The following is a 13,053-nucleotide window of genomic DNA, read 5'->3' on the forward strand; positions in this document are numbered from 1 at the left end:
CCCCAGCCGGGCACCGCACCGCCCGGACGAGCGAAGCGAGGCAGACATGACCGCCACCACCGTCGACGCGACGGCCGCGAACGCCGGCACGCCCGGCGTCGGCCGGGTCGCGCGGGTCATCGGGCCCGTCGTGGACATCGAGTTCCCGCCGGACCAGATCCCCGAGATCTACAACGCGCTCGAGGTCGACATCGACCTCTCGGCGCAGGGCGAGGGGGAGGGCGACGGCGCCTTCACCATGACGCTCGAGGTCGAGCAGCACCTGGGCGAGTCCCTGGTGCGCGCCGTCGCGCTGAAGCCGACCGACGGCCTCGTGCGCGGTGCGCAGGTGCGCGACACGGGCCTGCCGATCTCGGTGCCCGTCGGCGACGTCACCAAGGGCAAGGTCTTCAACGTCACGGGTGAGGTGCTCAACCTCGCGGAGGGCGAGAAGCTCGAGATCACCGAGCGCTGGCCCATCCACCGCAAGCCCCCGGCCTTCGACCAGCTCGAGTCGAAGACGCAGATGTTCGAGACCGGCATCAAGGTCATCGACCTGCTGACCCCGTACGTCCAGGGCGGCAAGATCGGTCTGTTCGGCGGCGCGGGCGTCGGCAAGACGGTCCTCATCCAGGAGATGATCCAGCGCGTCGCGCAGGACCACGGCGGCGTCTCGGTGTTCGCCGGCGTCGGCGAGCGCACGCGTGAGGGCAACGACCTCATCGTCGAGATGGAGGAGGCGGGCGTCTTCGACAAGACGGCCCTCGTCTTCGGCCAGATGGACGAGCCCCCGGGCACGCGTCTGCGCGTCGCGCTGTCGGCGCTGACGATGGCGGAGTACTTCCGCGACGTCCAGAAGCAGGACGTGCTGCTGTTCATCGACAACATCTTCCGGTTCACGCAGGCCGGCTCCGAGGTGTCGACGCTGCTCGGCCGCATGCCGTCCGCCGTCGGCTACCAGCCGAACCTCGCCGACGAGATGGGTCAGCTGCAGGAGCGCATCACCTCGACGCGCGGGCACTCGATCACGTCGCTGCAGGCGATCTACGTCCCCGCCGACGACTACACCGACCCGGCGCCGGCCACGACGTTCGCGCACCTCGACGCGACGACCGAGCTCAGCCGTGAGATCGCGTCGCGCGGTCTGTACCCCGCGGTCGACCCGCTCGCGTCGACGAGCCGCATCCTCGACCCGCGCTACGTGGGCCAGGAGCACTACGACGTCGCGACGCAGGTGAAGTCGATCCTGCAGCGCAACAAGGAGCTGCAGGACATCATCGCGATCCTCGGCGTCGACGAGCTCTCCGAGGAGGACAAGACGATCGTCGCGCGTGCGCGCCGCATCCAGCAGTTCCTCTCGCAGAACACCTACATGGCCGAGAAGTTCACGGGTGTCGTGGGCTCGACCGTGCCGGTCACCGAGACCGTCGAGGCGTTCAAGAAGATCGCCGAGGGCGAGTTCGACCACATCGCCGAGCAGGCGTTCTTCAACATCGGCGGCCTCGAGGACCTCGAGCGCAACTGGGCCCGCATCCAGAAGGAGTACGGCGTCTGACCTGCGGGTCGGGCGGCGTACGGCAGGGCTGAGGGAGGAGCACGGTGGCAGAGCTCGAGGTGGACGTCGTCGCCGCGGACGGCAAGGTCTGGTCGGGGACGGCACGTCAGGTGTCGGCCCCGGCCGCGGACGGTGACATCGGCATCCTCGCGGGGCACACGCCGATCCTGTCGGTGCTGCGCGAGGGCCCGGTGCGGATCGTGCCCGCGGGCGGGGGAGCCCCGCTCGCGTGGCACGTCGACGGCGGGTTCCTGTCGGTCGACGACAACCAGGTGACGGTCGTCGTCGACGCCGTGTCCGAGGCGGCGGCCGCCGCCACGTCCGGGCACTGACCCCGGCGGGCGGGTGACGGCGTGAGCGGGCAGGTCCTCGCCGTCGTCGCGGGCGTCGTCGCCGTGCTGGTGCTGGCGCTCGTGGCCCTGTGGTTCTCGCGGACGCGTACGCTCGCGCGACGGGTCGGGTCGTTCGGGTGCGTCCTCACCGAGGCGAACGACCCGCGCCCGGCCCGCGGCACCGCGCAGTACGGCGCGACGCGCCTCTACTGGTGGCGTCGCGTCTCGGTGATGCCCCGGCCGGCGCGCACGTGGTCCCGCTACGGGCTCGTCGTGCTGGAGAGGTCGGTGCTCCCGCCCGTCCCGGGCCGACCGCAGGCCGTCGTGGCGCACTGCCGGGTCGTCCCGACCGCGGGTGGTCCGGCGCAGGAGGTCCGCCTGCAGATGTCCGTCGAGGCGTACGCGGGGTTCACGTCGTGGATCGAGGCGACGCCGTCGCGCGTCGGTACGATCATCTGATCCCGGCGCGACCAGAGGAAGGAAGCGCATGCGCTTGGTCGTCGCGGAGTGCGCGGCCCGTTACACCGGTCGGCTCTCGGCGCACCTGCCGCGTGCCCGCCGGCTGCTCGTGGTCAAGGCCGACGGTTCGGTGCTGCTGCACTCGGACGGCGGCTCCTACAAGCCGCTGAACTGGATGAGCCCGCCCTGCTCGCTCGCGGTCGGCGAGCCCGACGCCGAGCAGGCGGCCGCCGGCGTGACGCAGGTGTGGACCGTGCAGCACGCGAAGTCCGACGACCGGCTCGTCATCGACCTGTACGACGTGCAGCACGACTCGGCGCACGAGCTGGGCGTCGACCCCGGCCTCGTGAAGGACGGTGTCGAGGCGCACCTGCAGGAGCTGCTGGCGGCGCAGATCGCGCTGCTCGGCACCGGCCACCAGCTGGTGCGGCGCGAGTACCCGACGGCGATCGGCCCGGTCGACATCCTGGCGAAGTCGCCCGAGGGCGGCACGGTCGCGGTCGAGATCAAGCGCCGGGGCGACATCGACGGGGTCGAGCAGCTCACGCGGTACCTCGAGCTGCTCAACCGGGACCCGCTGCTGCGGCCCGTGCGAGGCGTCTTCGCGGCGCAGGAGATCAAGCCGCAGGCGCGCGTGCTCGCGGCCGACCGGGGGATCGCGTGCCTCGTGCTCGACTACGACGCGATGCGCGGCGTCGACGACGTGGACTCGCGACTCTTCTGACCGGCCGCAGCGCTATTGAACATGTTCAGTTGAACGTGTTCAATAGCGCCATGGATCAGTCCCCGCAGCCCGTCGACGGTCCGGCCGTGCGCGGCACGTCGCCCGTGCTCGGCGTCGTCGGCTGGACCGCGGTGGTCGTCGTGTCCGTCAACGTCCCGCTCGGCACGGGTCTCATGGTCGTCGAGGAGGCCGGCGCGGGACTGGGCGGGCTCGGCTTCCTGCTGGTGCTCGCGGCCTTCGTCGCCGTCGTGCCGACCGTCGTGCTCGGCTTCCCGCTGGGGCTGCTCACCGCCTGGTCGCTGCGGTCCGTGCCGCACGAGCGTCTGCACGTCGCCGCGTTCGCCCTGGTCGGGGCCGTGACAGCGACCGCGATGGCGGTGGTCCCCGACCTGTGGGCGGGCACGGAGACCGCGTCGCCGCCACCGGCGACGGTGCTCGTCTACGCGCTCGAGGGTGCGCTCGGCGCGGGCGGCGGGCGGTGGGCCGCCGGTGCGGTGCGTCGACGTCGCGCCTCGCGTGCGCGCGCCCCCCACGACGCGGGGGTCGCCGCATGAGCGCCCGGCGGACGGCGGACGAGACGCGGGACCTGATCCGCACGACGGCGCTGCACCTGTTCCGCGAGCGGGGCTTCGACGCGACGACGATGCGCGCGGTCGCGCAGGAGGCGGGCGTCGCGGTGGGCAACGCGTACCACCACTTCGCGTCCAAGGACGACCTCGTGCAGGAGGTCTACCTCGAGGTGAACCGCGAGCACGCCGCGCGGGCGCGCACCGCCCTCGCGACTGGCGGCGACCTGACGTCGCGGCTGCGGGCGACCTGGCACGCAGGTCTCGACGCCTTCGGCCCCTACCGCCGGTTCGGAGTCGAGTCCATCGGGGTCGCGATCCGGCCGGGCTCGGCCGCGAGCCCGTTCTCGGCCTCCTCGGCACCGAGCGCCGACCTCAGCCGGGCGATCTTCCGCGAGGTCGTCGACGGGGCCAGCCCCGCGGTCCCCGCGCACCTGCGTGCCGACCTGCCGGAGCTGCTGTGGCTCGCGCAGCTCGGCGTCGTCGTCGCGTGGGTGCACGACACGACGCCCGACCAGCGGCGCGTGCGCGCGCTCGTCGACGGCGCCGCGCCCCTGGTCGGGCGCCTGGTGGGCCTCGCGCGTCTGCCGGTCGCGCGGGGGGTCGCCGAGGACGCGCTGCGGCTGCTCGCGGCGGTGGGGCCGTGACCCGGCGGTGGACGGCGCCCGGGGTGCTCGGGGTGCTCGCGGCCGTCGTCACCGTGTGGGTGCTGCGCGCCGCGCTGGTGCTCGCCGTCGACGGTCCGGGCGCACCGGCGCTGACGCGACCGTCCCTGCTGCTGGTGTACGCGGCCGGGCCGGCGCTGCTGTGCGCGGTGCCGATCGCGCTCGTCGCCCGCGCGGCGCTGGCCCGCACCGGACCCGCGGTCCTGGGGTACGGCGCGGTCGGACTGCTGGGCGGGGCCCTCGTCGGCGTCGTGCAGCCCCTGGTGCTGCTCTCGACGTGGCCGTGGCTGCTGGACACCGGCCCGCTTGTCGAGCTCGTGGTGCTCCCCGCGGTCGGGGGGCTCGTGGGCGGGCTGACCGCCGGGCTGGTGCGCCGCGGGCAGGAGCGCCAGCGGGGTGACGGTCCGCGCGGCGACGCGTCGCGCGGCTGAGGTCTCAGGCGACCCAGGCACCCGCGCGCAGCACGCACGTGGGCTCGAGGCCGGGCGTGGTCACGAGCAGGTCGGCCCGGTGGTCGGGCAGCACCGCCCCGAGGTCGGGGCGGCCGAGCACCTGCGCGGGCGTGCTCGAGGCCGCGCGCACCGCGGCGACCAGCGGGACGCCCGCGGTGACGGTCGCGCGCACGACGTCGAGCAGGTGCGCGACACCGCCCGCGATCGCCCCGACGCGCGGCGCTGCGCCCGGCTCGGCGAGGTCGTGCTCGAGGAGCCGTGCCACGCCGTCGGCCACGCGGACCGCCATCGGCCCGAGGCGGTAGTCCCCGTCGGGCATGCCGGCGGCGGCCATCGCGTCGGTCACGAGCACCGCGGCGTCCGCCCCGACCAGGTCGAGCACCGACCGGACCGTCGCGGGCGCGAGGTGCGTGCCGTCGGCGACGAGCTCCACGACGAGCTCGCCGCGCGCCGCCGCGGCGAGGCACGCGGCCACCGGGCCGGGGTCGCGGTGGTGCAGCGGACGCATGCCGTTGAACAGGTGCGTCGCCGTGGGGCGGTGCGAGCGCGCGCCCGGCGAGGTCGCCAGCAGGTCGAACGCGCGGTCGATCGCGGCGTCGGTCTGCTCGGCGCTCGCGTCGGTGTGGCCCACCGACGGCAGCGCGCCGGCCTCGACGAGCGCGCGCAGCACGTCGTCGTCGCCGACCACCCCGGCGACCTCGGGCGCGACGGTCATCGTCACGAGGTGGCCGCGGGCCGTCGCCGCGACGGCGCGGACGAGCCCCGGGTCGCCGGGCACCATGTCGTCCGGGTGCTGCGCGCCGCAGCGCGCGGCGGACAGGAACGGCCCCTCGAGGTGGATCCCGGCCACGACGCCGGCGTCGACGGCGTCGGCCAGCAGCGCGGTGCGCGCGAGCAGGACGTCGCGCGGCGCCGTGACGAGCGACGCGACGAGCGCCGTCGTGCCGTGGCGCAGGTGCTCGTCGGCCGCGCGGCGCACCTCGTCGGGCGTCGTCGCGTCCGGGAAGCTCGCGCCGCCTCCGCCGTGGCAGTGCAGGTCGACGAGCCCGGGCAGCACGAGCGTGCCGGGCGCGGGCCGTGGTGGGCGGTGCGTCGCCGGCACGTCGTCCGCGGCGCCGACCCAGACGATCCGGTCGCCCCGCACGGCGACGGCCGCGTCGGGCAGCACCTCGGCGGGGGTGACGACGTCCCCCCGGACCACGAGCGCACCGGTGAGGTCGGACGGACCGTTCGTCATGCCCCGATCATCGCGCAGGTGACGGCTCCGCGTCAGGGCCCGGCCTCGGCGGCTCTGGGCCCGCCGCGCACCGCCGCCCGTGCACCCCACCACCCACGGACCCCACCGCCCACGGACCCCACCGCCGACGGACACCGCGACTGCCCGGCGGACCTCCGCGCGCCGTCGAGGGGGAGCGGTGCGCCGGTCACACGAGGCGCAGCGTCGCGAGGCGTGCGGTCCCCACGAGGCGGACGCTCAGGTCGGCGACGTCGCGCGCGGGGACGGTCAGCGGCACGGTGGTGAGCGTCCAGTCGTGGCGTCCGACGCCGTCGGGGACGTCGAGGCGGGCGAGCTCGGCGCCGGTCGAGGCGTCCCGGACCTCGACGCGGGCGGGTCCGGGCCCCGTGCGGGCGACCTCGAGCGCGATCGCGGTCGCGCCCGCGACCCGGCAGTCGCGCAGCAGCACCTCACCCGCGGTGCGGCCCCGCCGGACCTGCACGCACGTGCCCGTCTCGCGCGTCCGCTCGGACAGGTCGACGCCTCGCAGGTCGTCGGCGTCCGCGACGCGCACGGGCCGGTCCCGCAGCTCGCGCGGCGGCACGGGCGCGCCCGCGACGTCGACGTCCGCCCGCTGCGCGACGGCGGTGCTCGACGGGCCGGCCCCCAGCACGTAGCGGCCCGGCTCGACGACCCACCGGTCGCGCGTGACGTCCCACACCGCGAGGTCGCGCACGGGCACGCGCAGCGCGACGACGCTCGTCGCGCCCGGGGCCACGACGACCCGCGCGTGCGCGACGAGGCGGTGCGGGTAGGGCAGCCGGTGCCCGGGTGCGTCGACGTAGAGCTGGACCAGCTCGTGGGCGGGTCGTGCGCCGTGGTTCTCGACGGTCACGTGTGCGACGAGCGTCGCGTCCTCGTCGACCGGCGCGCGGTCCGCGGCGACGTCGAGCGCGGCGTAGCGCACGTCGCCGTACGTGCGGCCGTGCCCGAGCCCGTACCGGTGGGGCGTGGGCGAGTACCAGCTCGTGGTGCGCGTGGCGATGACGTCGTAGTCGAGCAGGTCGCCGGCCTGCGCGGCGTCGGCGGGCCACTCCTGCGCGAGCCGCCCGGTGGGCTCGACGTCGCCGAGCAGCACGTCGGCGAGGCCGTGCCCGTGCTCCTGCCCGCCGTGCGACGACCACACGACGGCGGCAGCGGCGTCCGCCTCGGCCTCGAGCACGTACGGGTACGACGAGACGACGAGCAGCACGGCGCGCGGGTTCGCGGCGACGGCGGCCCGCCACAGCGCCCGCTGGCTCGCGGGCAGCCCGAGGTGCGGGCGGTCCTCGGTCTCACGGCCGTGCAGGTGCGGGTCGTTGCCGGCCGTCACGACGACGACGTCGGCCGCCGCCGCGGCGCGCGCGACCTCCGCGGTGCCGCCGCGCAGGACCCGGGCCGCGAACCGCTCGGCGTGCGCGGCGTCGGGCGCGTCGGCCACGAGCGTCCCGGCCTCGTCGTGCTGCACGCGCAACCAACGGCCGGACCCGACGTGCTGGAGCGACCACGTGCCGTCGCCGTGGCGGTGCGTGCGGAACGACTCCTGGGCGACCCACCCGCCGACGCGCGTCGCGTCGGCGCGCACGACCCACCCGGCGCCGCTCCAGAGGCGGTCGGACGCGACGTCGCGCAGCGTGAGCAGGCCGTCGCCCCAGTCCGTGACGTCGTGCGCCACCACCTCGACGGCGTCGGCCACGAGCGTGCCGTCGCCCAGGGCGCGGACGCCGCGGCCCGTGGAGGTCGCGGTCAGGGCGACGCGGTCGGCGCCGTCGGCGACGTGCACGCGGTCGGGTCCCAGCGCCTCGGCGAGCGCGGTGCCGAGGCCCACGAGGTAGGGCGGGGTGCCGGAGTACCAGTCGTGCAGCACGCGGTCGGCGTGCGGTCCGACGACGGCGACGGACGCGTCGCGGGGGAGCGGCAGCACGCCGTCGTCCTCCAGCACGACGACCGCGCGGGCGGCGGCCTCGCGCGCGAGCGTCCGGTGCTCGGGCAGGTCGATCGACTCGGGGCCGACGACCCACGGGTCGAGGTCGGGGTCGAGCTCGCCGGTGCGCAGCCGCAGCTCGAGCTGGCGCAGCACGGCGCGGTCGACGTCGGCCTCGGTGAGGAGCCCGCGCTCGAGCGCCGCGGTCACGCGCTCGACGGTCGGCCGGGGGTCGGCGTCGTCGGCAGTGAACGAGTCGACGCCGGCGCGCAGCAGCGCCGCGTGCGACGTGACGTGGTCGTCGTGGTGGCGCTGGAACGTCACGACGTTGCCGGGGGCGGCGGCGTCCGAGACGACGAGCAAGGACGTGACCGACCACGACCGCAGCTCGTCGAGCAGCTCGCCGGACAGGTGCGCCGGGCGGCCGTTGACGAGGTTGTACGACGGCATGACGGCGCCGACGACGCCCGCGGCGATCGGGCCGCGGAACGCGGGCAGCTCGTACTCGCGCAGCACGCGCGGGCGCAGCTGCGTGCTGGTCACGGCGCGGTCGGTCTCGTTGTCGTACCCGAGGAAGTGCTTGAGCGTGGGCACGGTGCGCCAGTAGACGGGGTGGTCGCCGCGCAGGCCGCGCGCGTAGGCGGTCGCGAGGTGCGCGGTCACGTGGGGGTCGCTGGACCAGCCCTCCTCGTTGCGGCCCCAGCCGGGGTGGCGCAGCGGGTCGACCACGGGTGCCCACACGTTGAGCGAGACCGTCGGGTCGGCCGCGTGCTTGGCGCGCACCTCGACGCCGACGGCGGCGCCGACGCGTTCGAGCAGGTCGACGTCCCAGGTCGCGGCGAGGCCCACGGGCTGCGGGAACGTGGTGGCGGTGCCGAGCCAGGCGACGCCGTGCAGGGCCTCGGTGCCCGTGCGAAAGGCGGCGAGCCCGAGGCGCTCGACGGCCGGGGCGTGCTGGTGCAGCAGGGCGATCCGCTCGTCGCGCGTGAGCTCGTCGAGGAGCGCGGCGGCGCGCTCCTCGACCGGCAGCGCGGGGTTGCGCCACCGCGGCGTGCCGGGGTCGTGCGCGGTCGCTGCGGGGGTGGGCGTGGGGGCGTCGTCGGCCACGGCGGTCCTCGTCGGTCGGGGTGGGCGGGTGGGCCTGGCGGGGCGGACGACGGTCGGGTCGCACCGTTCTGGTCGAACCGTTTCGACGTCGTCGTCGGGCTCTCCGCGCAGCCATCGTGGTCGAAGTCCTGGTCAGGGACAAGCCCCGATCGTCTGGTCTGCGTGTCTTGCCTCACATACCGGACCTGCCCTAGATTCGCCAAGGCGATATGAATCGAACCGCTTCGACGCCGTGGCGGGGCGCCGGGTCACCGAGGACCCGGCGTCGCGACCGTCCCGCCGTCCCGTGCACGTCCGTTTCCACGAGGGAGTGAAGGACGCTGATGAACACCACCACCTCCACCGCACGCCTCGGCGACGTCGAGGTCCGTCGTCGCTCGTTCCTCGGCCTGGTCGCGGCCGGCGCCGCCGTCGTCGGCGTGCCGTCGCTGCTCACGGCGTGCAGCACCGACGCCCCGCCCGCCGCCGCACCCGGGGCCACGCCCTCGGCCGACGTGCTGCCGAGGTACGTCCCCGTCGACTACGTCGCGCCCGACTACCCGAGCGTCAACGGCTCGACCCCCGGCTACGAGACCCTGCCCGCCGAGCTCGTGCAGTCCGTGCCCGAGCCCCCGGGCGCGGGGTCCTCGTTCACGGCCATGACCCCGCTGTGGGGCACGATCCCCCCGACCAAGGGCAACCAGTACTACGAGGCCGTCAACGGCATCCTCGGCTCGACCATCACGTTCCAGATCACCGACGGCAACGTCTACGGCGACAAGCTCGCGACCGTGCTCGCGTCGGCCAAGGACGTGCCGGACTGGGTCAGCGTCCCGTCCTGGAACATCCCGCCGCGCTTCGGGTCCGAGATCGTGCCGAACCTCTTCCAGGACCTCACGGACTTCCTCGGCGGCGACAAGGTCGAGCAGTACCCGAACCTCGCGAACATCCCGACCGACGCCTGGAAGTTCTGCGTCTTCAACGGCCGCCTGTACGGCCTGCCGTTCCCGGGCGAGATCATCACCGACGCGATCTTCTACCGCAAGGACGTGCTCGACGAGCTCGGCATCACGCCGTCCGTCAGCGACGGCCAGGACCTGCTCGACCTCGCCAAGGAGCTCACGGGCGGCAACCGGTGGGGCGCCGAGGACCTGTGGAACACCGCGGCGATCATCCACGGCGTGCCGCCCAAGTGGATCCTCGAGGGCGACAGGCTCGTGCACCGCGTCGAGACCGAGCAGTACCGCGCGGCGCTCGCCTGGAACGCCGAGCTCTTCGCGAGCGGCGCGGTCCACCCCGACGCGGTCGCCGACCAGGCCGGCGAGGCCAAGACCCGGTTCCAGTCCGGACAGTCGCTCATCATGAACGACGGCCTCGGCGGCTGGCACGAGGCGCTGCGCGACAACCTCGCGAGCAACCCCGCGTTCTGGCAGCAGCCGCTCGACCCGTTCGCGGCCGACGGCGGCACGCCCGTGCTGTGGAAGGGCAACCCCGCCAACATCTTCTCGTTCCTCAAGAAGAGCGACGACGAGGCCCGCATCACCGAGCTGCTCGCGATCGCCAACGTGCTCGCCGCACCGTTCGGCACCACCGAGTTCGACGTCATCAACAACGGCGTCGAGGGCGTGCACTACGAGCGCGGCGCCGACGGCCTGCCCGTGCCCACCCCGCTCGCGGCCACCGAGATGCAGCCCACCTACATGTTCCTGGTCGACCCGCCCATCGCGAACGCGCGCGTGCAGTACCCCGGGTACGTCAAGGCGTCCTCGGAGTGGCAGACCAAGGCGGCGGAGTTCATCACCGAGCCGCTGTTCTACGCGCAGCAGATCGTCGAGCCCGTGCAGTACGCGTCGATCGGGCAGCCGTTCGTCGACCTCGAGAAGGACATCTCGCGCGGGCGCAAGTCGCTCGACGACCTCGACGCGGCCGTCGACACGTGGCGGGCGTCCGGCGGCGAGGAGCTGCGGACGTTCTACCAGGAGATCCTGGACGCGCGGTGACGAGCCCCGGTCAGGTCGTCCGTCGCGGCGCGGGTCGGCGCGCCGCGGCACCGGACCCGGTCGCGGAGGGGGCGGGTGCGCCCGCCCCCTCCCGCCCGGCGAAGGTGCCCGTCCGCAAGGTCCCGCTGCGCACACGGCTGCGTCGCGACGGCGCGCTGCTCGCCATGGTGCTGCCCGCGGTCACGCTGCTCGCGGTCTTCGCGTACGTGCCGATGCTCGGCAACGTCATCGCGTGGCAGAGCTACTCGCCGTACGTCGGGTTCCTGCGCAGCCCGTTCGTCGGGTGGGCCAACTTCGAGCGCGTGTTCTCCAACCCGCTGTTCCTCGACGCCGTGCAGAACACGCTCGTCATCACGGCGTTCCAGCTCGTGTTCTTCTTCCCCGTCCCGATCGTGCTCGCGCTGCTGCTCAACAGCGTCGTCACGCCGCGCGTCCGGACGACCATCCAGTCGATCGTCTACCTGCCGCACTTCTTCTCGTGGGTGCTGGTCGTGACGATCTTCCAGCAGATCTTCGGCGGTGCGGGGCTGGTCAACCAGACGCTGCGCGTCGCGGGGCTCGGGTCGGGCTTCGACCTCATGACCAACCCCGACACGTTCCTCGTGCTCATCACGATGCAGTCGGTCTGGAAGGACGCGGGCTGGGGGATCATCATCTTCCTCGCCGCGCTGTCGACCGTGTCGCCCGAGCAGTACGAGGCGGCGGCGGTCGACGGCGCCAACCGGTGGCGGCGCATGTGGCACGTCACGCTGCCCGCGCTGCGGCCCGTCATCATCCTGCTGCTGATCCTGCGCCTGGGCGACGCGCTCACGGTCGGGTTCGAGCAGCTCATCCTGCAGCGCGGGGCCGTCGGCGCGGACGTCGCCGAGGTCATCGACACGTACGTCTACTACCAGGGCGTCATCTACGGCGACTGGAGCTTCGCGGCCGCGGCGGGCCTGATCAAGGGCGTCGTCAGCCTCGCGCTCGTGCTCGGGGCCAACAAGCTCGCCCACGTGTTCGGCGAGTCGGGGGTGTATCGCAGGTCATGACCACGCAGAGCGGAACGACACCGGAGATCGACACCGACGTCGCGCTGATCCCGCGCGACCTCGCGGCCGACGCGGCGGGCCGTCCCCGCCGCCCGCGCCGCTCGCGGCACCGCCCGGCCTGGGAGGAGCCGCCCGGCAAGGTCGGCGCGGCCGTCAAGTTCGTCGTGCTGGCGGGCGTCGTGCTGGCGGTCGTGTTCCCGCTGTGGACGGTCGTCGTCACGAGCCTGTCGACGCAGGCCGAGACCATCCGCGCGGGCGGCCTCGTCGTGGTGCCGGGCGAGCTGACGCTCAACGCCTACAAGCAGATCCTGTCCGGCGGCGTCGTGACGCGCGCGGCGCTCGTGAGCATCGGCATCACGGCGGTCGGCACCGTGATCTCGACGATCGTGTCCGTGCTCGCGGCGTACGGGCTCTCGCGGCCCTCGTCGCTGTGGCACCGCCCGATCCTGTTCGTCTTCCTCATCACGATGTTCTTCGGCGCGGGCCTGATCCCCACGTACCTCGTGGTGAGCGGCCTGGGGCTCGTCGACTCGTACTGGGCGCTGATCCTGCCGGGCGCGGTGTCGGCGTTCAACGTGCTGATCCTGCGCAACTTCTTCATGGGTCTCGAGCCGGCGATCCTCGACGCCGCGCGCATCGACGGCGCGGGGGACTGGCGGATCCTGGGCCGGGTCGTGCTGCCGATGTCGCGCGCGGTGGTCGCGGTCATCGCGCTGTTCTACGGCGTCGGGTACTGGAACGCGTTCTTCAACGCGATCCTCTACATCAACGACAACGCCAAGTGGCCGCTGCAGCTCGTGCTGCGGTCGTACGTGCTGCAGGGCGTGACGCTGCCCGGCTCGGGCGTGGGGCAGGTCGACGTCGCGACGGGGGCCGTGACGGGTCTGCCCGTGAAGATGGCGGTCATGGTGCTGGCGATCGTGCCGATCCTCGTCGTCTACCCGTTCGTCCAGCGGCACTTCACCAAGGGCGTCATCTTCGGTGCGATCAAGGGCTGACGCGGTGCCCGTCCCCCGCCGCGGCGC

General features: G+C 74.0%; 12 protein-coding genes. 10 read left to right on the forward strand and 2 right to left on the reverse strand.

The window, feature by feature from the left end:
• The first annotated feature begins 46 nt into the window (after nt 1-46).
• The 7 genes from atpD to GY42_RS00340 are packed head-to-tail and all read left to right on the forward strand — an operon-like array spanning nt 47 to nt 4,711.
• Complete coding sequence (gene atpD, locus GY42_RS00310; RefSeq protein ID WP_046527790.1) at nt 47-1,534, forward strand: F0F1 ATP synthase subunit beta; 1,488 nt, start codon at nt 47-49, stop codon at nt 1,532-1,534.
• Between the two features lie 44 nt (nt 1,535-1,578).
• Nucleotides 1,579-1,866 (forward strand): F0F1 ATP synthase subunit epsilon, encoded by a 288-nt coding sequence (locus tag GY42_RS00315; protein ID WP_046527791.1) that lies wholly within the window; start codon nt 1,579-1,581, stop codon nt 1,864-1,866.
• Between the two features lie 21 nt (nt 1,867-1,887).
• Nucleotides 1,888-2,325: a DUF2550 family protein gene (locus tag GY42_RS00320; RefSeq protein WP_046527792.1), complete on the forward strand. Its 438-nt coding sequence runs from the start codon at nt 1,888-1,890 to the stop codon at nt 2,323-2,325.
• A 28-nt stretch (nt 2,326-2,353) separates the two neighbouring features.
• A complete protein-coding gene (gene nucS / locus GY42_RS00325; protein ID WP_046527793.1) occupies nt 2,354-3,049 on the forward strand; it encodes an endonuclease NucS in 696 nt (231 codons plus the stop codon).
• A gap of 50 nt (nt 3,050-3,099) precedes the next feature.
• Complete coding sequence (locus tag GY42_RS00330; protein ID WP_046527794.1) at nt 3,100-3,603, forward strand: hypothetical protein; 504 nt, start codon at nt 3,100-3,102, stop codon at nt 3,601-3,603.
• Nucleotides 3,600-4,262, forward strand: a complete 663-nt coding sequence (locus tag GY42_RS00335; protein ID WP_046527795.1) for a TetR/AcrR family transcriptional regulator — start codon at nt 3,600-3,602, stop codon at nt 4,260-4,262. Before GY42_RS00330 ends, GY42_RS00335 begins: the two co-directional genes overlap by 4 nt.
• Nucleotides 4,259-4,711 carry a hypothetical protein gene (locus GY42_RS00340; RefSeq protein WP_046527796.1) on the forward strand — a complete coding sequence of 151 codons (453 nt, stop codon included), beginning with the start codon at nt 4,259-4,261 and terminating at the stop codon, nt 4,709-4,711. Before GY42_RS00335 ends, GY42_RS00340 begins: the two co-directional genes overlap by 4 nt.
• Nucleotides 4,712-4,715: 4 nt before the next feature.
• Here the strand turns inward: GY42_RS00340 and GY42_RS00345 are convergent, their stop codons facing one another.
• Nucleotides 4,716-5,969, reverse strand: coding sequence for an N-acetylglucosamine-6-phosphate deacetylase (locus GY42_RS00345; RefSeq protein WP_046527797.1), 1,254 nt, complete (start codon nt 5,967-5,969; stop codon nt 4,716-4,718).
• Nucleotides 5,970-6,156: 187 nt separating this feature from the next.
• Nucleotides 6,157-9,018, reverse strand: coding sequence for a glycoside hydrolase family 3 C-terminal domain-containing protein (locus tag GY42_RS00350; protein ID WP_082131289.1), 2,862 nt, complete (start codon nt 9,016-9,018; stop codon nt 6,157-6,159).
• 323 nt (nt 9,019-9,341) lie between these two features.
• Here GY42_RS00350 and GY42_RS00355 point away from each other — a divergent pair, with 323 nt between their 5' ends.
• The 3 genes from GY42_RS00355 to GY42_RS00365 are packed head-to-tail and all read left to right on the forward strand — an operon-like array spanning nt 9,342 to nt 13,026.
• On the forward strand, nt 9,342-10,997 hold the full coding sequence (locus tag GY42_RS00355; protein ID WP_046527798.1) for an extracellular solute-binding protein: 1,656 nt from the start codon (nt 9,342-9,344) through the stop codon (nt 10,995-10,997).
• Nucleotides 10,994-12,028, forward strand: coding sequence for an ABC transporter permease subunit (locus GY42_RS00360; RefSeq protein WP_046527799.1), 1,035 nt, complete (start codon nt 10,994-10,996; stop codon nt 12,026-12,028). The genes GY42_RS00355 and GY42_RS00360 overlap by 4 nt, the downstream gene beginning before the upstream one ends.
• A complete protein-coding gene (locus tag GY42_RS00365; RefSeq protein ID WP_046527800.1) occupies nt 12,025-13,026 on the forward strand; it encodes a carbohydrate ABC transporter permease in 1,002 nt (333 codons plus the stop codon). Before GY42_RS00360 ends, GY42_RS00365 begins: the two co-directional genes overlap by 4 nt.
• Nucleotides 13,027-13,053 lie beyond the last annotated feature (27 nt).

Origin of the sequence: Cellulomonas sp. FA1 (genome assembly GCF_000986825.1) — a bacterium.
GTDB lineage: Bacteria > Actinomycetota > Actinomycetes > Actinomycetales > Cellulomonadaceae > Cellulomonas > Cellulomonas iranensis.

What these genes read in the sequence shown, in the direction of transcription:
- GY42_RS00365 (WP_046527800.1), top strand. Translation starts at nt 12,025, where the DNA reads ATGACCACGCAGAGCGGAACGACACCGGAGATCGACACCGACGTCGCG.
- GY42_RS00335 (WP_046527795.1), top strand. Translation starts at nt 3,600, where the DNA reads ATGAGCGCCCGGCGGACGGCGGACGAGACGCGGGACCTGATCCGCACG.
- atpD (WP_046527790.1), top strand. Translation starts at nt 47, where the DNA reads ATGACCGCCACCACCGTCGACGCGACGGCCGCGAACGCCGGCACGCCC.
- GY42_RS00330 (WP_046527794.1), top strand. Translation starts at nt 3,100, where the DNA reads ATGGATCAGTCCCCGCAGCCCGTCGACGGTCCGGCCGTGCGCGGCACG.
- nucS (WP_046527793.1), top strand. Translation starts at nt 2,354, where the DNA reads ATGCGCTTGGTCGTCGCGGAGTGCGCGGCCCGTTACACCGGTCGGCTC.
- GY42_RS00345 (WP_046527797.1), bottom strand. Translation starts at nt 5,969, where the DNA reads ATGACGAACGGTCCGTCCGACCTCACCGGTGCGCTCGTGGTCCGGGGG.
- GY42_RS00355 (WP_046527798.1), top strand. Translation starts at nt 9,342, where the DNA reads ATGAACACCACCACCTCCACCGCACGCCTCGGCGACGTCGAGGTCCGT.